This is a genomic window from Weeksella sp. HMSC059D05 (assembly GCF_001809725.1).
Taxonomy (GTDB): domain Bacteria; phylum Bacteroidota; class Bacteroidia; order Flavobacteriales; family Weeksellaceae; genus Weeksella; species Weeksella virosa.
The window spans coordinates 87,735-114,124 of record NZ_KV798548.1 but is presented as its reverse complement, the minus strand read 5'-3'; the positions used below and the strand labels follow the sequence as shown (position 1 = coordinate 114,124).

34 protein-coding genes are annotated in these 26,390 nt (G+C 35.4%); 4 read left to right on the top strand and 30 right to left on the bottom strand.

Translation table 11 applies throughout. The annotated features are described in order from the left end of the window. Positions 1-52: 52 nt before the first annotated feature. The 10 genes from HMPREF2660_RS08735 to HMPREF2660_RS08690 form a co-directional block, all read right to left on the bottom strand. Positions 53-871 (bottom strand): hypothetical protein, encoded by an 819-nt coding sequence (locus HMPREF2660_RS08735; RefSeq protein ID WP_070486782.1) that lies wholly within the window; start codon positions 869-871, stop codon positions 53-55. A 68-nt stretch (positions 872-939) separates the two neighbouring features. Further along, positions 940-3,048 (bottom strand): hypothetical protein, encoded by a 2,109-nt coding sequence (locus HMPREF2660_RS08730; RefSeq protein ID WP_070486781.1) that lies wholly within the window; start codon positions 3,046-3,048, stop codon positions 940-942. Between the two features lie 35 nt (positions 3,049-3,083). Then, positions 3,084-3,944 carry a S49 family peptidase gene (locus tag HMPREF2660_RS08725; RefSeq protein ID WP_070486780.1) on the bottom strand — a complete coding sequence of 287 codons (861 nt, stop codon included), beginning with the start codon at positions 3,942-3,944 and terminating at the stop codon, positions 3,084-3,086. Positions 3,945-4,056: 112 nt separating this feature from the next. Then, a complete protein-coding gene (locus tag HMPREF2660_RS08720) occupies positions 4,057-4,428 on the bottom strand; it encodes a hypothetical protein (RefSeq protein WP_141743583.1) in 372 nt (123 codons plus the stop codon). Continuing rightward, positions 4,397-4,606, bottom strand: coding sequence for a hypothetical protein (locus HMPREF2660_RS08715; protein ID WP_070486776.1), 210 nt, complete (start codon positions 4,604-4,606; stop codon positions 4,397-4,399). Before HMPREF2660_RS08715 ends, HMPREF2660_RS08720 begins: the two co-directional genes overlap by 32 nt. Before the next feature lie 31 nt (positions 4,607-4,637). After that, complete coding sequence (locus HMPREF2660_RS08710) at positions 4,638-5,093, bottom strand: hypothetical protein (RefSeq protein WP_070486775.1); 456 nt, start codon at positions 5,091-5,093, stop codon at positions 4,638-4,640. 1 nt (position 5,094) lies between these two features. Then, the gene (locus HMPREF2660_RS08705) at positions 5,095-5,964 is read right to left on the bottom strand and encodes a hypothetical protein (RefSeq protein ID WP_070486773.1); all 870 of its coding nucleotides are present in this window, start codon (positions 5,962-5,964) and stop codon (positions 5,095-5,097) included. Beyond that, a complete protein-coding gene (locus tag HMPREF2660_RS08700; RefSeq protein WP_141743582.1) occupies positions 5,961-6,881 on the bottom strand; it encodes a DUF6712 family protein in 921 nt (306 codons plus the stop codon). The genes HMPREF2660_RS08705 and HMPREF2660_RS08700 overlap by 4 nt, the downstream gene beginning before the upstream one ends. Before the next feature lie 4 nt (positions 6,882-6,885). Then, a complete protein-coding gene (locus tag HMPREF2660_RS08695) occupies positions 6,886-8,268 on the bottom strand; it encodes a hypothetical protein (RefSeq protein ID WP_070486770.1) in 1,383 nt (460 codons plus the stop codon). Position 8,269: 1 nt separating this feature from the next. Next, positions 8,270-8,530 carry a hypothetical protein gene (locus HMPREF2660_RS08690; RefSeq protein WP_070486768.1) on the bottom strand — a complete coding sequence of 87 codons (261 nt, stop codon included), beginning with the start codon at positions 8,528-8,530 and terminating at the stop codon, positions 8,270-8,272. Positions 8,531-9,062: 532 nt separating this feature from the next. Here HMPREF2660_RS08690 and HMPREF2660_RS08685 point away from each other — a divergent pair. From HMPREF2660_RS08685 to HMPREF2660_RS08670, 4 genes are all read left to right on the top strand, one after another. After that, positions 9,063-9,275: a hypothetical protein gene (locus HMPREF2660_RS08685; RefSeq protein ID WP_070486763.1), complete on the top strand. Its 213-nt coding sequence runs from the start codon at positions 9,063-9,065 to the stop codon at positions 9,273-9,275. A gap of 18 nt (positions 9,276-9,293) precedes the next feature. Beyond that, positions 9,294-9,746, top strand: coding sequence for a JAB domain-containing protein (locus HMPREF2660_RS08680; protein ID WP_070486761.1), 453 nt, complete (start codon positions 9,294-9,296; stop codon positions 9,744-9,746). A 12-nt stretch (positions 9,747-9,758) separates the two neighbouring features. Further along, on the top strand, positions 9,759-10,142 hold the full coding sequence (locus HMPREF2660_RS08675) for an ArdC-like ssDNA-binding domain-containing protein (RefSeq protein WP_070486759.1): 384 nt from the start codon (positions 9,759-9,761) through the stop codon (positions 10,140-10,142). A 116-nt stretch (positions 10,143-10,258) separates the two neighbouring features. Continuing rightward, positions 10,259-10,480 (top strand): hypothetical protein, encoded by a 222-nt coding sequence (locus HMPREF2660_RS08670; protein ID WP_070486755.1) that lies wholly within the window; start codon positions 10,259-10,261, stop codon positions 10,478-10,480. 131 nt (positions 10,481-10,611) lie between these two features. On the opposite strand, the gene HMPREF2660_RS08665 is transcribed toward HMPREF2660_RS08670, so the two are convergent. The 20 genes from HMPREF2660_RS08665 to HMPREF2660_RS08575 all read right to left on the bottom strand — a co-directional run bounded on the left by HMPREF2660_RS08665 (position 10,612) and on the right by HMPREF2660_RS08575 (position 26,389). Beyond that, positions 10,612-12,348 carry a hypothetical protein gene (locus tag HMPREF2660_RS08665; protein WP_070486753.1) on the bottom strand — a complete coding sequence of 579 codons (1,737 nt, stop codon included), beginning with the start codon at positions 12,346-12,348 and terminating at the stop codon, positions 10,612-10,614. After that, entirely contained in the window at positions 12,329-12,967 is a 639-nt protein-coding gene (locus HMPREF2660_RS08660) for a hypothetical protein (RefSeq protein WP_070486751.1), read from the bottom strand. The genes HMPREF2660_RS08665 and HMPREF2660_RS08660 overlap by 20 nt, the downstream gene beginning before the upstream one ends. After that, the gene (locus HMPREF2660_RS08655; protein ID WP_070486750.1) at positions 12,964-13,299 is read right to left on the bottom strand and encodes a hypothetical protein; all 336 of its coding nucleotides are present in this window, start codon (positions 13,297-13,299) and stop codon (positions 12,964-12,966) included. The genes HMPREF2660_RS08660 and HMPREF2660_RS08655 overlap by 4 nt, the downstream gene beginning before the upstream one ends. A 37-nt stretch (positions 13,300-13,336) precedes the next feature. After that, positions 13,337-13,921, bottom strand: a complete 585-nt coding sequence (locus HMPREF2660_RS08650) for a hypothetical protein (protein ID WP_070486748.1) — start codon at positions 13,919-13,921, stop codon at positions 13,337-13,339. Further along, complete coding sequence (locus tag HMPREF2660_RS08645; RefSeq protein WP_070486746.1) at positions 13,914-14,726, bottom strand: hypothetical protein; 813 nt, start codon at positions 14,724-14,726, stop codon at positions 13,914-13,916. Before HMPREF2660_RS08645 ends, HMPREF2660_RS08650 begins: the two co-directional genes overlap by 8 nt. A 70-nt stretch (positions 14,727-14,796) precedes the next feature. Beyond that, positions 14,797-15,000: a hypothetical protein gene (locus HMPREF2660_RS08640; protein ID WP_070486745.1), complete on the bottom strand. Its 204-nt coding sequence runs from the start codon at positions 14,998-15,000 to the stop codon at positions 14,797-14,799. Between the two features lie 66 nt (positions 15,001-15,066). Beyond that, positions 15,067-15,315, bottom strand: coding sequence for a helix-turn-helix domain-containing protein (locus tag HMPREF2660_RS08635; RefSeq protein ID WP_141743581.1), 249 nt, complete (start codon positions 15,313-15,315; stop codon positions 15,067-15,069). Then, positions 15,294-15,680, bottom strand: a complete 387-nt coding sequence (locus tag HMPREF2660_RS08630) for a hypothetical protein (protein WP_070486741.1) — start codon at positions 15,678-15,680, stop codon at positions 15,294-15,296. The genes HMPREF2660_RS08635 and HMPREF2660_RS08630 overlap by 22 nt, the downstream gene beginning before the upstream one ends. Before the next feature lie 70 nt (positions 15,681-15,750). Next, the gene (locus HMPREF2660_RS08625; RefSeq protein WP_070486739.1) at positions 15,751-16,023 is read right to left on the bottom strand and encodes a hypothetical protein; all 273 of its coding nucleotides are present in this window, start codon (positions 16,021-16,023) and stop codon (positions 15,751-15,753) included. Between the two features lie 181 nt (positions 16,024-16,204). After that, positions 16,205-16,786: a hypothetical protein gene (locus HMPREF2660_RS08620; RefSeq protein ID WP_070486733.1), complete on the bottom strand. Its 582-nt coding sequence runs from the start codon at positions 16,784-16,786 to the stop codon at positions 16,205-16,207. Next, entirely contained in the window at positions 16,787-17,332 is a 546-nt protein-coding gene (locus HMPREF2660_RS08615; RefSeq protein ID WP_070486731.1) for an N-acetylmuramoyl-L-alanine amidase family protein, read from the bottom strand. Positions 17,333-17,342: 10 nt separating this feature from the next. Continuing rightward, positions 17,343-17,897, bottom strand: coding sequence for a hypothetical protein (locus tag HMPREF2660_RS08610; protein WP_070486729.1), 555 nt, complete (start codon positions 17,895-17,897; stop codon positions 17,343-17,345). Continuing rightward, positions 17,890-18,198, bottom strand: a complete 309-nt coding sequence (locus HMPREF2660_RS08605) for a hypothetical protein (protein WP_141743580.1) — start codon at positions 18,196-18,198, stop codon at positions 17,890-17,892. The genes HMPREF2660_RS08610 and HMPREF2660_RS08605 overlap by 8 nt, the downstream gene beginning before the upstream one ends. A gap of 52 nt (positions 18,199-18,250) precedes the next feature. After that, entirely contained in the window at positions 18,251-18,406 is a 156-nt protein-coding gene (locus HMPREF2660_RS10995; RefSeq protein ID WP_168160803.1) for a hypothetical protein, read from the bottom strand. 22 nt (positions 18,407-18,428) lie between these two features. Further along, positions 18,429-19,223 carry a hypothetical protein gene (locus tag HMPREF2660_RS08600; protein ID WP_070486725.1) on the bottom strand — a complete coding sequence of 265 codons (795 nt, stop codon included), beginning with the start codon at positions 19,221-19,223 and terminating at the stop codon, positions 18,429-18,431. Between the two features lie 4 nt (positions 19,224-19,227). Continuing rightward, positions 19,228-21,228 (bottom strand): M14 family zinc carboxypeptidase, encoded by a 2,001-nt coding sequence (locus HMPREF2660_RS08595; protein WP_070486723.1) that lies wholly within the window; start codon positions 21,226-21,228, stop codon positions 19,228-19,230. 41 nt (positions 21,229-21,269) lie between these two features. Beyond that, positions 21,270-21,821, bottom strand: a complete 552-nt coding sequence (locus HMPREF2660_RS08590; protein WP_070486721.1) for a hypothetical protein — start codon at positions 21,819-21,821, stop codon at positions 21,270-21,272. An 11-nt stretch (positions 21,822-21,832) separates the two neighbouring features. Continuing rightward, positions 21,833-22,330 (bottom strand): hypothetical protein, encoded by a 498-nt coding sequence (locus tag HMPREF2660_RS08585; RefSeq protein ID WP_070486719.1) that lies wholly within the window; start codon positions 22,328-22,330, stop codon positions 21,833-21,835. 279 nt (positions 22,331-22,609) lie between these two features. Further along, positions 22,610-22,876, bottom strand: coding sequence for a hypothetical protein (locus HMPREF2660_RS08580; protein WP_070486717.1), 267 nt, complete (start codon positions 22,874-22,876; stop codon positions 22,610-22,612). Positions 22,877-23,179: 303 nt separating this feature from the next. After that, positions 23,180-26,389: a DNA primase gene (locus HMPREF2660_RS08575; RefSeq protein ID WP_070486715.1), complete on the bottom strand. Its 3,210-nt coding sequence runs from the start codon at positions 26,387-26,389 to the stop codon at positions 23,180-23,182. Between the last annotated feature and the right edge of the window lies 1 nt (position 26,390).

Sequence of the window (26,390 nt, the reverse complement as noted above, 5' to 3'; positions counted from 1 at the left end):
GTCGGAAAAAATCCGACTGCTCAAGAATTCTAAATAATAGGTGATATGAAAACTAACCTCTTGCTACTTCTACAAGATACTGCTTACTTCCGCCGTCTATATATTTCAGCGTAATAGATGCATCTTTAAGTGCTGACCACTCGGTACCGTTCTTCAATACAGTGGTAGCACTGCCTGTTTCGCCACTTTTCAGTGTGTGTGGATTTTCTCCTCCAGAACCTACAATAGTAATAGAGTCGTTGTGGCTAACATTTTCTAATGTAAACTCTATATTGGCCGTTTCATTGGCTGGAGCAATACGCACAACTTTACTTTTGGCTCCGTCTATACTTACAGAAGCTGTAGATGATACCGGGACTTCACTACGGATAATGTTACCGTCGTAGAACGCATTGAGTAAATCTGTTGTGCCGTGTGCTTGCCATAATAGTGTGAAAAATTTCCCATCGCTATTATTTGTTTGGCTCGGTACTAATTGCAAAGGTAAACATATCTCACCAATTACGTCGTATCCATCTTCATCACATTGCCCAACAAAAAGAATTACGTCACGCCCCATATGTGCGGTTAAGAATTCTCGAGACTCTACCGAGTTGCCCGGATGTTGTGTTGTGAATTTTGGCGTAATTTTGATTAGATCTTGTTCCGATTCTACCTCGAATGATGCATCTGCTTTTGATGATGTGTGGTAGAACTCGAAGAACTTAGCATCTGGCTTCAGCACAACATCACCGACCAATCGGATTCCATTTTCGTCGCGTGTTGGGAAGCTAATAATATCATCTTTGAAAACTCCGAACCCAGTTGAGTTGAATTTTGTTGCACCGGCTGGAGAATTGCCTTTTGGTCTTACTAATCTGTATTTTGACATTTTATTTTATTTTTTGAGTTATGAAATATATTTTAGAAAAGAAACTGCCGGAGCAGTTTCTTTATTGACTAACCTTTTTGAGTCACATACCATTTATCAGCTACTTTTACTAACTTCACAAAATTAGCATCAGAATCTAGAGAAATATTCTCGTCTGCGTGGATGCTACCATTATTACCGATCGTTAATTTCGCATTACCGCCAAAGATTTGGATTTCTTTCTCATCTACACCATTAAGGATGTCGGATAGTGTAGTTTCTTCCTCGCCAACAAACCTGAAGATATTCCCTTCGTTAGCATCGATAGATTTGCTAGCAAAATTAACTTCTTTGTTTTCTAGAACTGGCGCTGCGTCTGTTCTGCTTAATTCTTTCAATTTTCCATCAGCTTGTACAAACAAAGTGATTGTTCCTTCTGTTTTCAATTTGAAATCAGACTCTAGAATCAAATCATCATTTTTCTTCAGAACAACATTATCGCTGGCCAAATCTTTGTTTCCAGTAATTTTCACTACTTGACCCGGGATTGCTCCTTCTATTTTGGTAATGTTGTTGGTGAAGTTATCTTCAATCTGAACGTTGTTGAAACGCAAACTTAATACGCCGCTTTTGTTGTCGTACACAGGTACTTTATAGTTAGGATCAAAGATTGGCGCATCATTCGACCATACCATTTGAGCGTAATATTTGTCTGGATGATTTTCAGCCAATTTCAAACCAACTCTTACCAATCGAATACCTAGTCGATAGTCTGCGAATAGATACGTATCTCTCTTATCGTGACCAACCGTGAATTTTCCTTTTTCTGATGGGTCATACTCTAATACCTCCGTATTCAATGAATAAGTAATTGCAACGAACAGAGAGTTTGACATATCCTTTAATGGTTGGAAAATAATGTTTGGATAGTCGATAGGGTGTGACTTACTGTAATTGAATTTTCCTTCATCGGTGCTGTACATGTGATTATAACGCAATGCAGCAATCGCATTGTACCATTTCAATACCGTTGGTGAAAGTTGGATTTCCAAACCTGAAGAACTTCTTACATCTTCTGGAAGCAAGTCAATCATTTGATGAATGTAATCATACGCATTCTCTGGTGTAGGTAATCCAATATTGAAAGGACGGTATTTGAAATCTACATGTCTTGCTTTCCAATAATGGTAAAGTAATCCATCTTGAGAATTAACCGCCTTGCCTGCATAACCGTTTGGAGTAGGAACATAAACCCCAAGGATTTGAGCACGTCTATCATCCAATCTTTGTTGTTTGATAAATTCTGCTAATAAGAATCCGATGAAAGACATTTTCCAAGGATGAGAACCATTCATATTCTGAACTGTTCTTACCCATGTAGTTTCCATTCGTTGTAATTCGGCTCCTGTAAACTCGATATCGATTTGTTTCGGGAATACCTTTCCTGCCTCTACGCTGATTAGGAATTTATTTTTTGGTGCCCAATGATCTTTTCTAGCTTGAACAATTTCGCCAACAGATATACCAGCATCTGTGATCATATCGACAATTCCTGTTTGCACTCCCCATTCTTTTGGTAGACCTTCGTAATCACGGAAAAGGGATTCGATAACGGTTGGGTTCTGACGCACAAAATGTTCTGCATCACCTTCTAGAGTTGGTATTTCTGAAGCAGAAAAAGTTGTTGCTTTAGCAGAACCATCTCTAAGTCTTTGGTTCCATGGACGATTTTCGAAAGCATCGTACGAATGAATAGACCCAAAAATATGAGTTGCAGTGTGTGCGGGTAATTTTCTTTCTGCATAATCCACAAGATTCAGCGCGTACTTGTAGATAGATTCTGGAACATCTCCAATAGATTCTTTTGCCATAATATTATTTTCTTCTTTCAATCTTTTTATTTCGGCTGTTGCCTTTTCTGTTTGTTTGTTTACCGATGGCTCTATTTCTTCTTCTTCGGAATTGGTTTCGATTTCCAACTCTTCTAATACTGTTTCAATTGCTTTCGATTGTTCTTCTTGCTCGATTTGCTCATTGATTTCGGCATTCATTTTTTCGAATAATTTTCTAGTTTGTTCAGCACCAAGACGCTCTTCTACTTTTGCTCGTTGGTCTTCTGATAAGTTGATTTGCTTATCCTTCACTTCAACACTTTCTATTCCTAGCAATTTCGAAATGAAACGCTCGGAATTTTTCATCTTAATCCAGTTTATTTTCATGATTAATAGGTTAATTAGTTATTATATATTGATTCATTGAGTACATTGATCATTTCGATAGCATCTTCAAGAGTACCGATACTATCTATCAAACCATATTCTAGGGCTTTTCTTGCGTCGAACGTTCTGCCTTCTAGAATTCCCTCAACACTTTGGTCTAGGTTTGGTCTAGATTTTTTTACTTGATTTTGGAACGAAACAGCTAATGGATTCAGAAACTCCTCTTTCAGCAACGAGTAATCTCCTTCCATAGCAAGTTTGAAATCTTTATTCTTATATGAAGATTGGTCTGCGTACACCTCATGGTCTTCTATACCTTGATTTTCTAGATATGTTTTATAATTTCGGAATGACGCCACCACACCAATAGAGCCAAATCTAGACGATATCGTGTTGCTTGCCATTTTATGATCGGAAACAATATCGGTAGCCCATTCTCCAAGTGATAGAGCTTGATTACATATTGATATTACTGGTTTCTTTTTTTTAGAAGCAAAATCTATAAAAGGATTGATTGCCGATACTGCACCACCGGGTGTGTCAACCTTCATAATAATTCCTTTCACATTAGGATCATTGTTGTATCTATTCATCATACCAACTATTGACTGTGCTCCGTATTGATAGCACGAATCGTATAGCATAATAGGTCCAATCAATTCCACAACTCCATATTTATCGCCGTTACTATCTTGTCTAATTGGTTCACCATAACTATTAGCATAATATGAGATAGAACTTTCTTGTACTTTTTCTCCTAGAACTGAGGGGTCAAATTTTCCGTCGAGTATTGCATTAGCCATATCAATGTAATAGCGAGATGATAGCAAATCAAAAGCCCATAAACCGTTTTGCAGTTCAAATAAAATTCTCATAACAATTATTTATCGCAATATAATTAGAGAATAAATCGCTGATACTGACACAAAAAAAGCACTCCGGATGGAGTGCTGGAAAGGGTAAAAAAATACGTATAGAGGATATTGGTTATTTTTGGTCGACTTTTCTCAGTTCTTCTTTTACTGCTTCTGTAAAACCGTATTGTAATTCGAAAATTATGTTGTTCATGTGTCCGAATATAATTCTATTGTAGATAGGATGGCTTTTCTTGGTGGCTACAACTCCATTTGTTTTACGAGTTTTCATATCCACAAACCGATGAAGTTTTTTTACATTAATTTCTAATTTTTCTTCAATAGCTTTTGCATTTTTGCTTCTGAAAGCGGACGTACTGAAACCTCTAGATTGCATTATTTCATCTTGAGCAATCATAATCTTCTCTCCCTGTTCTTGTAGAACTCTATTAATGTATCTTCTCTCTAGGACATCATTCACTATTTGATTTCTCTCTTTCATCATGGCTAATGATTTGTATTTTTTTCAACATCAAAAGAATTTCTAACTTGTCACCTAAGGATACTTTCTTCCTGTTCCTGAGGTCGTATACTTCTTTGGGATTCATTCCTATTTTATTACCAATACCTCTTTTACTTACTTCTTGTTGGTAAATTCTATCAATTTCTTTTTCGCTTAGCATTTTATTTTTTTCGTAAATATAACGACTTTTCTCAAAACGAAAATGTTAAAACATATCCTAATGTGTCTGAAATATGTCTGATAGGATCTAGTTGCATGCTTGCCACGGATATTTGGTTGAGAATATCGCAATATTGACTGTCTGTTTCTTGATCGTTTCTTATTTTTTCTAGGAGTTTTCGCATTGTGTCTTGTGTACGCTGAAAGATTTTCATTTCCTCGAAATTATCTACATACGCTCGGCTATCATACTTTTCTAGAACGTAGAATTGCGTAACGTTATTGAACGCTAGATCGTCGAAACTGGTTGATTTTCCTGCATTGTGCGAAGGCAAAACTATTATTAATAAATGGTTGGATTCTTTGTTGAAATCTTTCAATTCCTCGACGAGTTTATCTGGAGTATCAACCATCCGAAATCGATTGACTCCTATATCTGCTGCCTTAATTTCTTGACCATATTCGTATAATCTAATAACATCTATCATATTATTTTTTTTGCTCCTCTTTTTCTTTTTCGTCTAAGTAATATTTCTTCAACTCGTAGAGTCGATACATAAAGTTGCCTAATTCTTCTTTTCTTACCGATTGATAATCGCCAAACTCACCTGTTTGTGCCATGGAAAAAGCTGTATTTCTAATTCCTATACCCGGTCTTGGTGATATGTAATTATCTTTTGGGTCTGACTCGAATATAATAGATAAGTCTATAATTTCTCCATTGACTTCTACCGATGCGCTGTTGAGATAGTTCATGAACGAAATAAGAAACAATTTGAAACCAAAGCTAATTCCTGGATCTATGAAACGAAACTTTTCTTTTCTTTTTTCTCTCTTATTCGCTACATAATGCTCATCATACTTTTCGTTTTTTTTGAGATAAAATATAGATAAAAGCCCTGCAAGATTATTTTTGTCTGGATATTTCGAATCGTCTAATATTAACTCTACTGCATCTATCCATTGCCCAACATTAATGTCTTTCAATGGATCTTGTGGTCCATAATATTTGGTAAAAAATAATTTGAAATAGTCTATTTTATTCTCAAGAAAATCAATATTCAATCTATAAGCCATTTTCTCTTCATCTATGATGAAGAAGCCTTCTGTAATTTCTGTTAGCAATGCGATGTTTGCCCATATTTCTTCTGAATACTTCTCGGTTAATTTCTTCTTGGATTTCTTCAACCCTAGAATTGAATATACCATGAGTGTTTTCATTTGGTCTAGGTTTATTTCCTTGTTCTGATAAGCAAAGGCAAAACGGGCAACATTGATGTACTCTTTCTTGTTACACTCCGATAGGTTTTCTGGGAAATAAACTCGCAGTTTCTTCTCTGGAAATTCAATTGGGATCATAGATTGATAATTCGATCATCGTTATTAATATTCACCATGTCTTCTATTGAAAAGGGTCTAGCTTCTATTTTTGGCTTCGCTAGAACTTCTATATCAGCAATCGCCGAATTGAAGTCCTGAAGGAATAGATTGGATATTACGCCTATTTCACTTTTTTTCGGAGCTTGTTTGCCTGTCAAACTATTGGTATTATTAACATATATCTGCAATGCACCTTCAGGAAATAAAGTTGCGGACATTCTTGTAATTGACCAATGCAGAGAGTAATAAGCGCATGCTTGTTTTATTTTGTCAAATAATACAGTGTTGTCTCGGATGACGTCAGCGTTCATCTTGACGAGCAGTTCCTCGTACAACACTGCATTAAGTCTTGGTTTTATTTCTTCTTCTATACACTTATTAATAGCTGGAGCTAATTTCATTAATAGATATCTTGACTCTATCACAAAATATTTATCGAAATCACTAGTTGTTCTGAATAGTCTATTGGTACATTCTTTATATTCTTTTTTACTTTTCCAATTCTCTGGATTATGCTCATACAAATGCTCGAATAGTCTATCCAAACTTTGATAGTACTTTCTCTCTAGATTTTGGTTGTCACGCTCAATCATCCACTCAAACGGAATCTTTTCTTGATCGTTCAATCTTACAACTCGTCCTTCATTGGTATGAGAAACATCGGTTTGTTTTACATAATTTCGATAGCCATCTAAGGCAATAGAATGCGAAATAAATTTCTTCAATTGCAAATCGTTTCCATCTATTGCATAATCGTATATTTCTCTACTTATCATTCTTTGCATATCGTAAGTAGCAATTTCTAGATCCATTACCAAACGGTCGAATGTAATATTAGCGTCTAGCATCGGCAGAAATGGCAAGAGGTCTCTAGTAGATTTGAATAGTAACTCCATAACATTATTGATTTATCAATCTTTCACTTGGCGTTTCGTTTTGCTGTCTTCTAACTCCTACATGGTGAAAGCCTATCTTAAGGTCGGCTTCTGGGAAATTCAACTTTATAGCCGTATTAATCGCTTTAGTTGTGATGATTTCCGGCACATTAATATTGGTTGCTAAATAGGTTTGATGCGCATAGAGTTGCTCAGAACCCGAATCTGATTTACCTGTTTCTGAAATATTACCTAAGGCAGAATGTAATCCTACCGAAGCACCCACGGCATAATCTGCTCTTTTACTCACATCTATTTGAGCTGTTATAAAATCTTTTACATTTTGATCAATAGCCTTTATTGTCCACCCATACTCTTTCAAGTCCTCTCCATCTGTGCCGGTTAGCTTGATCGTATGCCACATCTTTCCAGAATTATCCGCTCCGCTTAAGACAGAGGTAATTTTATCGAATACTTTCCTGGTATAAGCCACCATCATAGAGTCATTATATTCTAATCCACTTTCTTCGCACTTGCGCTTCAAATCTTCTTTTTTTCTATCCCAATACAATTGAGGTGACTCAACATGGAATTTCAGATTAATAGAATTATCGGTGAAAGCTTTGAGAATTAACGGTGTGGCAGTAGACCTTCTCAACCATTCCAAGGCACCGAATATATCGGGTAGCGTATAGATATCGATACCGAATGAATATTCGTTACTATACATTACCGAATTTTTGTATTTGTATGGATTTCTATAATCGAATAAAGGATAGACTTTGCCAAATTCATTTGCAGTGAAAACATTACCAGACACTTTATTAACAATTACATGGGTAGGGTTTCCTTCTATATGATTGGTAGAACCACTTAATGCAGCCTTTCTAACTTTATTAACTGGTATATGTTCGAGTTTCGATATAAAGTTTTTCCCGAAATCAAATCCCTTTCCTAATTCAAATTTTGTTGTAACAGACTCGATATGATTGTAATCTTTCAAGCACTTAAGAAGGTAACTTTCATAATCGAAAGACTCTAGCCATGATTCTATTTCCTTGTTTCTTTCAAGCACCCGAATGATCTGGTTGCCTTCATACTCTTCTCTATATAATCTCGGTCCATTTCCCCACAGAAGATTTCTTTTTTTGGTTAATAAACCTGGTGCTATGTAATTATTATAAATCACATCCCGTATAATATCAGGTAAATCATTTGTATCTCCGTATGGGAAAACTGCATAATCTCCAATATTATATATTCGGTCATTCCATGCTAGTGAATCGAATGTGCGTATATCCGTTTCCTTTTCACCTCTTGGACTCTGAATAGTTGAAAACGACACTGCACCTACATCACTAACATATATAACATCCGAACCTTCTTGTATCTCTCTATATCTACTCATACTATATTATCACTTTATAACCTTTCACTTTCAACAATAATGATCTATGAAATTGTCTATCTTCACCCGTATCCAAATCTTTATAGGCTATTAGAAACTTAGCTCTATCAGATTGGTTGTTTCTATATCCTTTCCTTAGCACGGCATTGGAAACTACTTTTATTTCACCGTTCATTTTTACGAACTCAAAATCAAACGGCACTCCATTGTCGGTAAGTTCTCGCATACGTCTAAGTGCGTTGATATAATTCAATGGTTTCATAATGCCAAATATGTATAATACCTACTGCAAATTAACTGACACATGGAATAGCAGAATATATATAGTAGAATAGTAACATCTTACTAAGATACTTTACTCATCTTACCAATTTGGTTGAATGAAGTCGATTTTGGAAAAATCTCCGAAAATGGTTGAGAATCATATCTCTTTTTTATTTACTCGTTCTTAACGTTGAAAAAACAAAGTGAGCGGGGCGGAGCTTCCAACCTTGCAGAAAATCATAACTTTTAAAAAATTATGATTTTCTTATGATAGTCAAGCGTTTAGAACTTTAGAATTTTATATGCTATACTTATTTTATTGAATATTAACTATTTATGTGTTTTATTTAGAATCGTTTTAATTAAAGAAAAAAGTTAATTATTTTTTACTCAAAATCGTGTTTTTTACGACTTTTTTTGTATCTTTGATGTAATCAAAAACGGGAAAGGAAACAAAAAACCCCGATAGTTGGCGCTATCGAGGTTGAAAAAAAAGTTAAAAATTCCACTAAGCAAATAAAATTAATAACATGAACAAAATTAGAAAAATTTCGCTAGAACAGCAAGTAAAAACATTACTACACGAAAAAGGGTATTCACATCTATATACCCAAATGGACTTTCAATATTTTAGGAAGTTTGTAAAAAACGAATACAACAAAGCCTTTGCAATTGCTTGTCTTTTCATTAAAGAGGCTAGAGAATCACAAATAAACAGCGACTACAACCAATATATTTTTTAATAATTTTTTTTACACGCCATGAACACACTTAACGAATCTTTCACATTTGAATATTGTTTGACAAAAAAGTATAAAACAAACCAACAAACAAAAAAAATAACAATCAAAAACGAATATGATGTTAATCAATTCGCTAGAACTATTTATCAAGGAGAAGAAGGAATTTTTGAAAGTTTTTTTACAATATATCTAGACAATAGTAATAATGTTTTGGGCTATTCTAGGATAGGAAAAGGAGGTATAACAAGTGTAAACGTAGATATTCGGTTAATTTTTAATAATGCTATTCTATCACTTGCAACCGCTATAATATTAGTACACAATCACCCAAGCGGGAAACTGAACCCAAGTAATGCAGATATTGAAATAACCCAAAAAATTAAAAAAGCTGGTGAAATTCTAGATATAAAGGTTCTTGACCATTTGATAATAACCGAACATTCTTTTAAATCAATTATTAACGAAATATAAAATTTACAAGCCATGAAAAAACAAGAAAAAAACACAAGAGCAACACAAGCGAGACAAGAATTAATAAGAATTAGCAAACTTGCAAGGATGATGCAAGAAGAATCATTTGAATCTCGAACAATTAATCAAATTATAGTAACAAATTTCTACACAAGCCCAGAAGAATCAGAGTTCAACACTTATAAAGGTTGGAAAGAAAAAGGAAAAATTGTGAAAAAAGGTGAAAAAGGTAGACCAATTTGGGGTAAAAAAAAGGGGGTAACCCTTAATATTCTAGAAGATAAAGAGCGAGGAAAAGAGGCGGAAACAAAAAATATACAATTTTTCCCGATTGCTTATATATTCTCTAATAAACAGGTTGAAGAAATAGAGGAAGAAAATGAAATAATTTTTTAAATTGTTTACTTGTAGGTTTGCAAGTATAAAGAAAAGTTGTATATTTGCAATAGAAAATCAAACGAAATATTAATCAAAAACGGAACTCGCACCGATACAAATACGAGGAAATAATTATGGCAAAATTTAGAAAAATTGATTTATCAATTGAAAGAGCTAGCGGTTACGGAAGTTATATAATTGTTGCAAATTATAAAGGCAAAAAAATTAGAGTTTTCACCCACAATTCTGAGTGCTACGACTGGCTGGATGATGATTCCAACAAAGAAATGCATCAAGAAGCCAAAAGGTACGCATACAATCAAGTTGTTAAAGCTTATGAAAATTTTTATAAATAACAATAAAAACACACTCCCAAAAAGAGTGTGTTTTTTTGGTTCTAATAAAAAAAAATCGCACGCCTTCGGCGTATTTTGTTCCCATTCAAAAGTATTTTCATGGACAAAATATCTTGAAGGCTTTTTCTTTTCTAGAATACTCCCATATCGATAAAAGTGTCTGAACCGGCTGACTTTCCTTTGGATACATCTCGCCAAACTGGACGCATAAGCCAGTACTTGAAAGCGTCTGAAAAGTTGGTAGAGTACATCGGTCGCAAATGATAGGGCAAACTTTCGGAAGATTTATCCTTCTCGATTACGGTATTTCCTTTTTTGTCTTTGCGGACTTTTATTTTGGTCAACTTGAGTGATGATATCAATTCTCTATTAAGATTTTGAAATATTCGGACATTAGGAATTCCTTCGAATCCTTCGGATAGATACTTCAGCATAAAACGATATTCTTCGGCTTGGTAGATTGTTTTCTGCCCTCGAGACATCAGTTCAACTTTCCATTTCTCACCGATATCTGCTCCTGCCTTTTCGATCGCAATCTTCATATCATTCGCCCAATCTCGATTGATGTTCTGATAGGCATTACCACTACGATCGTAATAAAGATGTAGTTCTTTCTTGCCATGTCCTCTATAGAATGCAACAAACTGTCTTGCAATTTTATTGAGTGTAAAACTTTGCTCGGTAATATATTTGTCTAGCTCTTTATCTGGTACGGCATAGAAATTCTTCAGTGCATAGATATAATTGTCTGCCTCTTGACCGGTAACAATAGAAATCATATCCCCGAAATCTACACCTGCACTGATTGGTAGATTTTTTTTATAGTAACTGCTCTTCAGATCTTTTGCTGTAGGATTGAAACTTTCGTGCAAAGAATAGTTGTTGATAAAAGAATCTTTGAAACCATCATCAAAAAGGTGATGTTGCCCAAGGTTTTGATAAAATTTTGCTCCTTGAGGAACAGAAGGTGGTAAAGATAGTATCGACGTCTTGAAGTCTTCTATATTCCCACCACTCAGAGTATCCTCGAAATAACCTAATGTAAGTATCTCTATATTGGCAAACGATGACCCAACGGAAAACAAGGTGCTTTCTCGTCTAGCTCGATTATAGTAGGCTTGTAATTTTACTAGGCGTCGCTCAATAGCTGGTAGTCTTGTGTTGTCTCTGAATTTTACAGCTCTGAAATATTGCTTTCTACAGTCGTTCAGCTGGTCGAATATGGATACAATTAGCTTAATTTGTTCTACGTCCATATTTTTTTCCTGCTGCAATATCCAATCGAATTCACCTTCTGTCACATTAGGCATATCGGTCGTGAAGGTTCGGCCACGGTAGTAGACGGATTGCGAAAACTTTGCATACTCACCTCGGATGGCGGGGGTGAGTTTCTTCAGTTTTTCTTCGTCGAAATATTTCGCTTCATCGCCAAATAAATGTTGGTAGGAATTACCCGCCGCACTCGATGGTTGTTTGAGTGAAACGATCCGGAAGAAACAACCATTGTAGATGCTCATGGTATGCTTGAAGGTTTTTGGCGACTTGTAGGGCTTCTCGAAATATTTCGGCGGCCGCTCGTCTAGTACATAATGAACGCCTTCTACCCAGCCTTTTCGGTTCCAACCTTCGATAAGGGCATCGCGAACGTTGGCTAATGCATTCTCGTAGGTGTCGGCTACCCAAGCAAAATACGCTCTTGGCATGTCTTCGGCTATTTCCATAGACCGTTCGGCGAGGATATCGGATGATTTTGCCGTAGCACGACCTGATATACCGTAGTAATTCTTTGGTTTCACCATATCCATTTGCATTTTGAACCAAGACGCAAAGCGAGGTTCTACCAATGGATCATTCGGACTGATTGACATCTGTATTATTGTTTAGGAATTTATTAGGAAGAATAAGGGCTTGACGCATCGCATATTCTTTCTCGGCATCGGTGAGCGGTGCTTCTTGTATGAATTTTCTTACTTTTTCTTTGTCTACCACAGATTCTAATCCTAGTTCTTTCATATTATAAGAATAGAGAGCTACCATTTTACCTGATGATGCTGGATCGTATTTTGGTGGATCTTCTTTATCCAATCCTAGAATAGTGAAAACGTCTTTCCATAGTTTGATAGCGGCAATGGTATCTTTGGCATTATTAGCCATTAACAACGCTGCGTTTATCTGCGCTTCTATCTTTTGTGCTATACGGTTACGGAGTGCATCTCTGGAGATGGATTGGTCGCAATAGTAGAACTCCATAGCGTCTTCGTAGGCTTTCGATGCTTTGTAACGTGACAGACCCTCTTTCATTAGGTGTCGGATGATATGGTCTCTTGAGCCATACTCGCCAATTCTGAGGTCCATTGCTCGTATTTTGTCTAGCAACTCCATATACTGCATTACGGGTATCTTCTCTTCTGGAATGATTTTTTTGTTACCGTAATTGGTATTGATGAAGTCGTATATATCGTCTAATGTAATATTATCTATATTCATGAGAAAAAGTGATTTTTGATGTCTTCTATTCGCCTAGCTTCTTTGTTTTTTTCTCGTTGCTGAATAACCGTAACATTGCCCTTGATTGCAGACTCTTGCATAGCTTTATCGATAAGAAAATCGGGCTCTAGTCTACCTTTTTGAATTCTTCGGTATACTTCTGATGATTTTTCGTACGCCAAAATATTGAAATGGACATATGGAACGTCTAGATAGAGTGCCATTTGTTTTATAGTGTAATTGCAAGATGCCATAATCTCTATTTGCTCGTATTCTTCTTCTGTGAGTAATAGAGGTTTTGTAATGATTTCGTTTTTTTGTTGATCGCTCATGTTTTCTATTGATTAGGCTCTTGTTACTAATAACTATTTACCGCTCGATTGACTCGGTGAATAGTTTAATACGGAAATCGAAAGCGGCTTGATCGTTAGCGAAAATATATTGCTCGTAATGTGCATTTTCTGACCAATTACCCGAACCTTCTATAATGAAGTGATTGTTTTTTGTTTTGGCTAATGCTACCTTACTATGATTCCATGCAAACTTTATATGCAAATTCTCGTAATGATTTTCGTAAGCTAATATTTTATCGATTGTTTTCGGATTCCTTTGTTTCAACGAGTCCGATATTAGCAATGTTACTTCGTTTATCTTTCCCTGGTCTATTAACCTCAATAGAGCATCTACTACACGAACAGCAATAGAGTAGGTGCTGGCGTAGAGATGCTCTATTTGCTCGAACTGAGTGATAAACGGAATGAAAGTAAAGGCGTTGAATTGGGTGTCACTTTGCAACCATATAATTTCGCCATCTGTGGGTAGCCTACCCAAATCTCTATTAATATTTTTTATTTTTTCGTAATGATTTAATAGATACTTGTTGGCTAGTGGTTCTTGATGAACTATCTCCTCATTGGCTATGACTGTTTTTTTCAGATCAAAATATTTATTCACTTTTCTTTTCTATCGATTTTACGATTAACCTATATTCCGTCTCCAGGCGTTTGATTTTTTGGTTAAGTTCTTCTATTTTTTCTGTATCGTTTTTTTTCTCTGCCCTTCCTCGTGCCATTTTTGCTGTTCTTACTTGATTTTTGAGTGTTTCTGCACGCTGGAGAATTTCTGGAGCAGACATTAGTTTTACCTTTTTCTCTAGGTTGTAAGTAAGGAATATTTCGTGTTTACCTAGTATTTCCTTCTTGTTTTGGTAATGCTTCAGCTCGTCCCATAGGAGGCTGTTTTCTTCGTCTAATTGTGTTATTTCTTTGGTTAGTGCTGCTCGTTGGCTATTCGTTAGTGTTTCATTTTCTAGTTCTTTTCGCTTTTCTTGAAGTTGCCTGTAGGTGGAAATTCTATCAGAAGCCAAAATCTTCAGTTCTGCCGGGGTGTCTTCGTCGTCTAGAAAAGAAAACTCATCTCGGAACTTACTATTTCCTTTTGCTTCTACTTGAGTTTTGTCTTTTTTTTTAATGACAATCGTATGATCATTTTCTCTTGGTAGACACTCATTGCAATTAGTTGAGTGCTTCGGTAATATATGGTCTGATAACTCTACATCGGTTATTTTGTAGAGAACTTGCAACTCATAAATCAATTTCTTATAAGTAGCTACAGAATAGCCTGATCTATTGAGCATGGCTTCTAGAACTCTATTTTTCTGAGAATGTTTTTTGTAAAAGGATAGTAATTGATTGAATTTATCTATTTCTGAGAGTTCAATATGCTTGATAGTATCTAATATCTCTAATTTCGCTTCCATACAAATGATTTTCTTGCAATATGCTGATATGTTGCGAAATACAAGCTGACACAAAAAAAGCTGCAATAAATTACAGCTTTTTTTGTTTTTTTTCGTTAGATGCTAGCCTTTTCCGTAATCCTTTTTTCAGTGCGAAAATGGTATTGGTTACCGACTCTCGGGTATTGACATCGGAAGCTAAGTCGCTGGAGTTCCAATCGATGAAAATTAAATTGAGGTTTTCTATCATTTCCAAACATTCTTCTCGAGTAAGTTCATCTAGTGCCTTTTTCATTTCTATTAACTTTTATCTGCGAAAATAACACTTTGAACGTCATATTATGTCGCTGAACCTTGTTTATTATTTATTGCTCGCTTCATTGAGTACTTCTGCCGAAACCTTCACCTCGAGTGCATCGGCAATCTTAAGGAAATTAGATAATAATGGCTCATTCATAAAATCAAGCGTTCGCTTGATGGTCGACTCGGGTAGATCTGTAAGTTTGGATAGTCGGTAACGGCTCATGTTTTTTTTGAGTCGTACTTCCTCTAGAAATAGAATTAGTCGCTTGGCTTTGTCTGATTCTTTCATAACTGTTGATCTTCCCATATTAGATAATTTTCGTAATAATTCCAAGCTTCATCGAGTATTTGGTCGACGGTCAATGGTTGGTATTTCTTCTGCATAATTTCTATTTCTCTACTTTGATTCACTACTTCGATATTATTCTGCACCAATACCAACAGGTAATCCTCTTCCTCTTGATATCGCTCGGAGTAATAATTGAAATGCTTCTGAGGAAAATCCATACTATAATGAATTTGATAAGCATCTAGCGGAACGATTTCTACCAAACTAAGGTACTCTGGGCAATAGATAAACTGCCTGTTGTCGTGGATGATTTCTCCGTTTTTTGGTTCGTTTTCGCAATGAATGAACTTAGGTAATTTTATTTGGTGTATCTTTGTATCCATAATTTCTATTTTGATTAATATTAGAAGTTTGATTTTCTAAGAAAGCCCCGATTTTCGGGGCTTTTGATTTTTATTCTTGCCAGTAAAGCCATTCGGCTATTTTGCCATCTAAATTATCTTCTACTAAATCAAACAAAGCTTCATATTTCTCTTGCCCCTCTAAATTCATAGCTTGATCAAAATCATACATGTTATTAGTCGTTGAATTAAATTCTTTTTTATCACCGTTTTCAGCAATAATACAAACGGTGATCTTACGATGGCCATAACCAGAAGGTAAAGATGAAGCGTAATCTACTGTGTAATTGAACTCTGCGATTTCTGATGTTGTGTAAGTTTTCATAATCTCTAATGTTTTTGTTATTAATATTTCGTTTAATTTTCTATTGCAAATATATAGCTTTTTTCTATACTTGCAAACTTTTTAGTATTTATTTTTTAAAACAATTCCCCCCACAAAAAAAGGAGCAAATGCCCCTTTTTTTACTAAATAAAAAAAACACAAAAAATGAATGAAATAGAAATTAAGTCAACTTCTTGATGTATATGTAAATGGCAAACGAAAAAACGACAATGGTAATAAGAATGGCTAGCAATGCGAACATGCCAAACTGCAATCCTTTTACTTGTATTTCTTTTGTTCGCGAGTTTTGATGTCGGATCATCTCGGTTATTTGAGAAATGTTTTCGGTTATTTTTTTATCAACAATAGAATCTATTTTTTCATAGTTTATTTTGGTATGATTTTCTTCTTGTTTGCTCGATTCCTGCTTCATGTTAGCGCGCATCGCACCTTGTATATCCATTCGCAGACCTTTTTCTGTTTGCTCGAGAACAACAGAAGCTTTGTCGTTTTCTTTTCCATCGTAGGAAAAATCGAACAGATTCATATACGAACTGAGCAACCTGTTTTCCTTCAAGAAATCGTACCGTTCGCGAACGATTGATGCTTCTTCTGTTTCTGACGCTACTTTTTCGGAGTTGGTTACTTCTTTTTCGTGCGATAGCTCGCTTGCGATTTGCTTGGTTTTGCAAGCCGACAGAATCGCCAACGCTCCGAAAATAAAGAATAACGCTTTTATTATATTTTTTATGTTTCGATTCATTTATTTAAATTTTAGAATTGCATTATAAATTGAACGAGCGTATTTGCTTACGTCTTTAAATTTTTCAGCTTCGGCTGGATTACTCCCGAAAAAAGGCTCTAATATTACTGCAGGCGCTTTCGGCAAATAGACAAACCAATAACCTCTATCGTTTTTATTTACTAACGCTTTTGCTCCATTTACACCTCTCAATTTTGTACCGAAATCCTCGCTAATTTTTTTTGATAAAATCTCTGCATATTCCTTTCCTTTTTTTGAATTGAAATAATACAAGGTTTCTGTTCCATTCGCTGTTACCGATGCAGAATTGAAGTGCATTTCTATAACTAAATCGTAAGTTTTTTGATTGAGTTTGTATGCCATTCCTTTTTGTCGCTGATAATAGTCTTGGATTTCGTGCGTATAAATATCAAACATTGAAGGATTAATAGCTTTCAACGCTTCTGCAACTTGCAAATTATAGTCGAATTCAGTTTGTCTAAGTTGATTAGAAAAAGCTCCTTTATCCTTTGTCTTGGTATGTCCTATTACTAATGCTACTTTCATTTTAATATATTTAGTCTTTTTTTGATTCAAAAAATTCTTGTAAATCGCCACGTTTCTGAAAGTTGTACAACTTTGTCATTAGAAATTCTGGAGGATGTTTTCCGTCTGATAGGATAAAAACATTCTTGCAAATCTTGCTAACCGGGAATAGGAGCGACGTTACGTTGATGAGTGCCAAAAAAAGATTGGTAGAAAAAGTCTCCTTGATATTCTCGTGCAAGACATATAGGCAGTAATAGACCACGAAGGTATAGGCGATCATTTCTATATTTTTTTTCACGAACGTGGGTAAATCGAACGTTCCTTTTTTATAATGAAAATAACCACCCACTAGACCATTAGTAACCAATACACCGACTAGGCTTATAGCGAATAGAGAATTGGCATCGAACCAGCGTTGTAGGATAGCGAATATAAATGCCAAAGGCGTGAAGGTGAAGAGCGACTCCACAAAGTACTCTAGCTTATCACGCAACGGCACCTTCACCCTGTAGGCAAACAACAGGATCAACGGCGTGGCGATGATGGCTATTTTGGTTTTGATGGATTTTTTTTTGTTACACATCGAAAATCTTTTTTTCGTTATCGTAATTTTCTACAAGATTCTCTATCATAGGCGTCACAACAGGCATAGCCTTACTTATATACTCATCATAAGCACCTCGCAATCCTTCGTCTTCGATGATGTCGTTATTTTCATCACGCACGACTACTTGGTCTCTATTGGAAACAATCCAATACTTGACTTCCTTTGTAAAATCGGGCAACAAAGTATCGCCCATATAATGAAGCACCCGTGCATTTACGACGATCGTCTGGATATCCATATTCAGTGCTATTCTGTATACTTCTACTTTTCTAACCAAAGTTGTTAGGGTAGGATGATTTGATATTTTTTTGTTATCATTTTAATGTGGTTTATAAAGATTTGACTTGAATGTTTCGATTGACTTTTAGAATCTTTGCTTTCATGAATCCCGTCACAAAATCGAAAGTCATTGCGAGCGTCAACGCCACAAACAATTCCCATTTTGGGAATAGAAAATCTGTAAAAATTATGATTTTTTCTTGCATTTTATTTAATGTTTTTTGCCAATTACAAATTTGAAAACGGTCTACTTTCTATTCCTGCGTATAACCCTTGCGCATTTACATAATTATAATCTTGCAATGCAAAATCGTTGACATTTTGACCAGATAAGGTTAAGTCCTCAATTATCATTCTGTACAACACAACAGGGGATTGAGTTGCGCCTGAACTCTCTAAATTTCCAACGCCTATTTCGCCCATGTCTGAATAACCTGTAGGTAAAGTACTCATAAGACCCAATACAGAACCATTAAATCCTCTTCTTGCCTCATTTGTAGCTGGATTGCAAGACATAATATATTGGACTATTCTATCTGTATTTGCACTTAATGTTTGTGTATGACTTGCTCCTCCTATTCTGAAACTAACATTTGATGCAGTTATAGACAAATCAAACATTCCTATATTGTCAACAGCTCTCATAAATCGGCTGGCTGTTCCGCCAATCTCTGAACTTCTCTCAGCCCAAATAGAAACTGCAATTTCATTGTTTGGGTTGTTGATTAAATAATCACCCAAACCTCTAAACATAAGTCCTAATTGGTTACTTGTAGTTTGCGAAACATGCAAACCTTTTTTAGCTGTTAAAGGTTTGTCTACCGAAAAGGTATTATCTAAGTTTATTACGCTCGAATAGGCTAAATTGTTTGGCTCTTTTCCTATCGGCATTCCAACGTTTGAAATGCAAGTTGAATTACTGAAATCGAGCAATAGTAACGTTCCTTTATTCGCCCTTGCATCTCTGTATAATTCAACTCCTTGCTCTCCGTAGTCGAGCGTATTATCTTTTATAACTAACATAATTTTAATATTTTAAAAATGTAAAACTTGACAAAACAATCGAAATCCAACGTACGCAATCTGTAGCTGCTCTATCGCTTAATTGAAAGGCTGGTGTAACCGTGTTGTTAGGTTGTGACCATTCCAAAGTCAAGCCCTCTTTACCTAATACACCACCATAATAATTCGTTATCGTGGGAATGGGTTCTTCTAAGTTATCTTGTCGGTAAACTGAAAATGGTCTAATAGAATAGTTTTGCTGTGTTGTTTTTGCTAAAGCCGTGATTTCTAAAATGTTCTCTGCCTTACCCGACCAATTTAAATAGTTGTCGCCCGAACCACTATGACAATCTAAATAAAACATATAATCAGTAGTTCTAAGCAACTCACGAAGCACGTACATTTCGTTAAGTGATAACGGTCGAGTGCCTTTATTTGTGTGTACACTACGTACTATATCTCCTGGATATTTTGAATTTGCTCCGACCGAAACATATTCACCCCAACCAAATTCGCCATTTCTATTTGGATCTACGGATACAACCATATTAGCTGTACCACTTCCCGAAGTTGTTGTACCCATAGTAAGGACAACGCTACGAGCATTAACAGAGCCTTCAATTATGTAGCTGTCATCAGGAACTAAGCTCTTGTTATTTGAATCGAAAATTGAAACGTAAACTTTTCCAACGATTCCAGGATTCGAAAAATAGTTATTCGCACTTACTCGTGGATTTGAGGTTGGGAAATCAACTGCTTCGAATGAAATAGTTAATTTCGTTCCGTTTTTCGTCCAAGTGATTGGAATTGGTTCGGTTTCACGAATTCGCCTTGAATTACCTAATGTTCCAGATTCACGAATAGTCGAGGTTGGCGACATTATCGGAATTACGTCAATTCTAACGTTATTTCGTAAATATTTTAAGGCTTGGTCATTCGTTGTATTTTTTGCGAGTTGCTCCATTAGTTTATACAATGTATATACGCACGTCTTTTCACTTCCGTGCGTTGCCGAAGTAATCAAAATTCTTTTTGTCCACGCGGTTGGATAAAAGGAATACATCCATAAATCTCTGTCTTCAGTAGAAGACTTTCCTACCGAAGTTTTGACCACTTTATAAGATGAGGCATTCCATTCTACGAGGCTATCATACGAGGCGATAACATTCTCTACATTAAACCATTCATCGAGTAAATTTATGCCATCAATAGGCGGAGCAACAAATACTTTTTTTGTTTCTTCTTCTTCTTCTTCTTCTTCTTCAACGGAAAATGGAATGTATTTGCCATTTTTATCTACAATTATTATCGAATTAAAGCCGACCAAATCGGGTCTATCAATTTCGATAAATTCAAAATTAGGTGGTAGTATTTTGTTTGAGTCCTTACTAACAGTTTTTTCAAACACCTCACCACCACTAACAGCTTTTTTCTCATTTTTCTTAACTTCGCCATTTGGTATATTCAAGATTACTTCTGTCCAAGAAGCGCTTGGTAAAGCATCTTTGTTGTTATCCTTGTTTGATTGGTATGTTTTCCCATTACTCGCATAGACAATAGCCTTATAAGCATAACCAACACTTGAAGCGAATGCAGAATCATACGGCACAATAGCCTTGTTTTGTATGTATTTAATTGCTGTATCGCCGTTAATGCCTTCTGATGTTTGTCCTACTTCTACTTTTCCAGAAATGCTCACGCTTGGCATCTCTACTTCAATTTTTCCCCAAGTAGTTCCTTTCTTTTCGAACCTTGTCCAAAAGCCTTTTTTTGCCACTAGTCCATTAGCATAGGTGCCTTCGGTAGCGGCTTCGTAGATACCATCTGGTAGAGCGTTGAGCGTAAGTAATGTGTCGGAAGTGGTGATGTAGCCTTTGACACCAACATTTAGTAATCTTATTAGGTTGTATACATTATTGATTTCGTCTGCATGGTTTCGCATAACATCTACAAGCTCGTTCATCTCTTCTGGAGACTGCAACATGCCTTCTAGCTTCGTAATCCATTCAGGGTACTTTACTGCCATTTGTATAAAATTTTACAGGCAATATCGGATTATATCACCTGCTAACTACTGACACAACTCTTAGCCATATTATGAGTCCATTTGTGTTGGTACCTTGTGAATTTTTCGGTTTTGGATTTCTCTCGCATATACAAACGTTCGATAGACTCTAGCGTCTGGTTATATTCTTCTAGATCATATTTTGCCATGTAATCCCTAATACCGTCCTTTATGGTTCCGTGCATTTCGTAGGCTTCTAGAAAACTGCATATTTTTGTACGGTAGATATCTTCTAATAGATGATTGAAATCGTCTACAAATTCTGTAGGTAGATGCAAAAAGTTATTTTTTCCGTCGACGTATTGGTATACGGTTCCTCTGTATTTTTTGGTAGAGCAGTCCGTTATTTCGAAAACCATATTGTAGAATTTGGCTCTTGCTGGACGATTAGCCTTCGTGCATTGACTCCTTAGCCAGCGACCAAGAGAACTTGATAAATCTATCTTGATTGCCTTCATTTTCCTACCGTTCATATCGAACTCTTTACCATCGAATAGTTTCCAGAGGATATGCACCAAGTAGGGCTTGATTGTGACAGGTAGAAAAGTACTCATACTGGAATATTCTAGAAATATGAAAAAGAATAGGTATAGGTATAACCCGTGTTTACCGTGAACTTATCGGTAATAGGCATGATAGCATTGCAACTGAAATTAATCTCTGTGAAATTCTCGTCTGAGTGAGTAGATAGTTCTGGTTTGGAGTTTTGAATCCGATCATTTCTGCCGAATATCTTTTCCGTACCGTCTTTGTACACCAAGCCAATCAACCGAACATTTTTGATATTTTCTAATAATTTCGCTCGATTGATGGCTGATGATTTGATCCGAAAGTTCAATTTCTGCGTATAGAATCCGCCTGCTCTATTTTCCTGAAACTCTTCGGAAAAGCGAAAAGAACCAATGTCTAGACGGACACTATCTGATTTGCCTTTTACCGATGAGTTATAGAAACCATTCTCATGGTTGTTTGGATGATGCAACGGAATAGGAACAACTGAAGAATCTTTGTAATAAAAAATAAGTTGACAAAGAAATTTTGAAGGGTGATTTGTCTGATACATAAGGCTTTGGTAATGAAACAAATATAACCAAAAAAAAGGATTATTGTTTGAAAACGATATTTTTTGTTACAAAGGAAGGAAAATTTTTTTATACCTCTAATTCTCTGATTCTTTTCAGTGCCATGCAATTGATCATTTCGTTTGTAAAAACATCCATACCGTATTCGTCTATAATGTACAGAATGCTTTTGCAACACTCTATTACATCCTCTACGTTCGTACAATTTTTGAATATTATTTTGTATTCGTCTATCGTGTACATATCATTTTATTAATTGATTATTTTGTTTCTTTTGGTTTTTCTTTTTCTATACAAATAGGGAAATTCATCATATAACTATCGGATACATATAAGATGCCCATATCTAGGTATTCCTTCAACTCGTACATATCCATTTTATCATTAAGAAGAATGGGACCGTAGATTTTATTGGTTTCTTTCTGTAAAATATAGAAGCAAAAATTTCTTCTTAATACAATTTCATTGTTTATTTTTTCTTTGAAATCTTCTGCTTTGGCAACTCGAAGCGATAAGAGAGCAATCATATTTATAAAATTTTGATTTTTTTTTCATTTTTTCCCTATTAAAGCGAAAATATGAACTACAATAACTACAATAACTACAAAATTGATTATCAACTACTTACATTCAAAACACCATCAAAAGTTGTAGTTTTCTGTAGTTTTTTTTTTTAGAAAAACTACAAGAAACTACAAAAGCAACAAGAAAACTACATACTTTTTATACTTATCTTATTGATTTACAGTAATGTAGCGTTTGTAGTTTTTGTAGTTGTTTTTTTTCGCTGTTTTGAAAAATTTTAGAAAAAAAATTAAAAAAATAGTGATCTAGAATGGTAATTCATCTTTTTCTATATCGTTATTATTTTCTAGTTGATTCGCATCATCATAATTACTACTACCTATATACTGGATCGCATAGAGAATATCATCCTTATCTTTTATTTTTTCAACATCAAAAACTAATGCTGTGGTTACGAATGATTGCTTGCCATTGCCAAAACGTGTACTTTTACTCGACTCTACGAATGCAATATCATCCATCATACTTTTTTTCATTTCGTTTCTATTCGGGCAACTTTCTTCAAATGACATATACCATGTTGGTTGAATTGCATTATACACGTCTGTCCATCTTATATATAGTAGATTACCGTCGAGTTTGAAGTCTCTATCCTTCCAAATCTTTCTATCGTTTGTGCCTCGTAATGCATGAACAAATCTTTGCCAAAATTTTGCTATTACAGATTCGGATTCTAATCTTCTTTTTTGGTTATTAACCATTGTATCAAAATGGGCTAGCATTTCGGCTCTTGTAAAAGGAAATCGAATAGTTTCTTTGAATATCTCGTACATAGCACCTATAACTGCGTGGTTGTTGATAATCCTTGATTTGGTATCTTTGAAAGCCTCTCTAGTTATTAATTCTTCTGTGAATAGTCTATGCTCGAATAGGAATCTTTTCTCTACTTCTGGACGTTGTAGCAGAATAGTAACCATGAACGATGAAATACCACTGGTCGACATATCTTCTAATTTGTGAAATTCATCTTTTTCTGCTTGGGTAAATTTATCCTTCATCATTTCTTCCCAAAGAAATCGTGTAATCAATGCTTCGTCGTTCGGAAATTCGTTACCGGTAACAAGTGCCGATGATAGTATGGGTACTTCGTTTGATGAAACAGAAGACTCTATTGTTCCGTACTTATATCCGTTTCTATCCCATATACCTTTCAGCATTTCATCTGTCTTCTTGTCTCCATTTCTATATTCTGAAAGGTGAGTAATAACATTGGCTATTTGTGCAAATTCTCTAACCTTCGCTTTGGCAGTAGAACTTTCTGCACCAAGTGCAATAACAGATTGTGGTATGCCAAAGAAACTCCTAAGACAGTTTGAGAGTTGGTCTTTTCCCGATGATGCTTGTCCGTATAATAATAGAAGAGGAAATCCCTTGACTGCTGGAGCAATGAAATCTTGAAACGCAGATGCAATCGCAAACAATATTCCAGATATAGAATGGCCACGGTGTACAATCCTTAATTGTGCTAGATATTCTGTAATCGATACCGATGCTTCTCTTACGATTACCTTTTTCTGTGTAATATATCTCGTGTGGTTACTAGCATAGATACTATTAGCAGAAGGAACATAATAGGTAACGTCGTTGTGTTTGAATATTCCGTTTTCATCCATACTGATATGCCCAACACCTGGTATGGTTACTCCATTGTTCCAAACAAAGAAACCTTCTGGATTTTGTCCCATAACTTCTACAGCACGTCCTGTACCCATTTTATCGAAAAGGTAATCTTTCAGCCGTTCTAGGTCTTGTGTTTTTCCTTTGAATCTGTAATTCCCTTGATTCTCTATATGTTTAGTAAAAATACCAACATTGTTAAGTGCATCTGCAGGAGCATCGAATATACGCTCAATGTTTCGGGTATTTTTTATTTGCAAAAGTTTCTTCGGGAATTTGTCATCGTTCATATGTTGAATGATTTCTATACTGAAATTTGATATAGATTTGAAATAGAACGGAGGCGTGTCTGATTCTATCTGCATCCATATTTGATTTTTGGCTTGAAAAAAACCATATTCTTTTATCATCGGTAGATAGGTTTTTATATCTTCACCTTTCAGTGCAGAGGGTAATGTATACTCGGTTAGTGTGAAATCATCGATATTCTGTGTAGCTTCTCTTTCTGCTCGTATATCTTCTTCTATTTCCTTAATTAGAGAAGCTTTGAATTTCGTTTTAGAAATCAACATATCACGATAGATGTTTCTATGCGTTCTATCTTCTATTTGCATCAGAATTCTGACACACTTTGTTACGCCTACTGCTTTATCTATGGTAGAATCTCCCACCACATGTTGATCTATTAGAAATTCGAATCCATTTTTGTAGCACTTCAAATACTCTAGAAATTCTTCGGTTGTCCCTTCAAATTCTTCAATTTCCTTTTTGTATAATCTAGAGAAATCGTCTGGATCAACTTTCACTTCTAGTCCGTCTATTTTCTTACCTGGCAAAAAACAAACTTCTACATTAATCCCATTTGCTAGAAGTTTTGGGATATTCCTAACCATTGCTTCTATACCCGCCTTGTCATGATCCAAGCAAACGATTGCTTTGTGAGCGTGTTTTTTCAGTTCATTTATTTGTCCTTGAGAAAATTCTTTCCCGTAGGGAGAAATAGTATTATTGATGCCTAGTAGATGCCATGCAATCACATCATTATAACCTTCTACTATCCACGCTATTTTGGTTTGAGCTATTTTTTTCAATGCAAAATTAAATCCATACCATTCTTTTGATTTGTTGTACAAATCGTTATTGGATGGGTTCATCCATTTTGCTGTTTTTTTGTCGTCGCTCAAACTTCGAGATGCAAAGCCAATGATGTTTGATTGTTTGTCGAAAATAGAGTAGGTGAGTCGATTGTAGAGCTTATCGTTATTTTTATTATTGATCAATCCTAATTTCTTTCCATCCTCTATATTGCCTGTCATGGCTAGTAATTTGTATAGAAATTGATTTCCTGGAGCATAGCCCAATCCCCATTGTTTCACAACATCTTCATTATACCCACGCTTTTTTATTTCTTGCCATACAGGTGAAGACATATCTTGTTTGTATAACTCTTCTTTGTATTTTTTTTCTGTAGCTTGAAGAATAGGGCGAAGGTTATTAATGATATTGATTTTAGCTTCGTATTTTTTTGCATCTCTATCTGATTCATATTCTACATCTCTATTCATGATTCTTGCTAATTCTTTAACCGACTCTACAAAGGAGAGGTTGTGCACTTTCATGAAGTAAGTGAAAATATTGCCCGATACGTTTGCCGATTTATCGAAGAACATTTGCTTATCGGGATCGATAACGCATGATGGAGTATTCTCATCATTGAGAGGAGATAGGCAGAAATAGTTTGTCCCTTTTTTGATTAGTTTATGTCTCTTTTCGAATATCTCTACTATGTCAGCATCGGCGAGTAGTTGGTCTATGAAGTCTGATTTTATAAGTCCCATA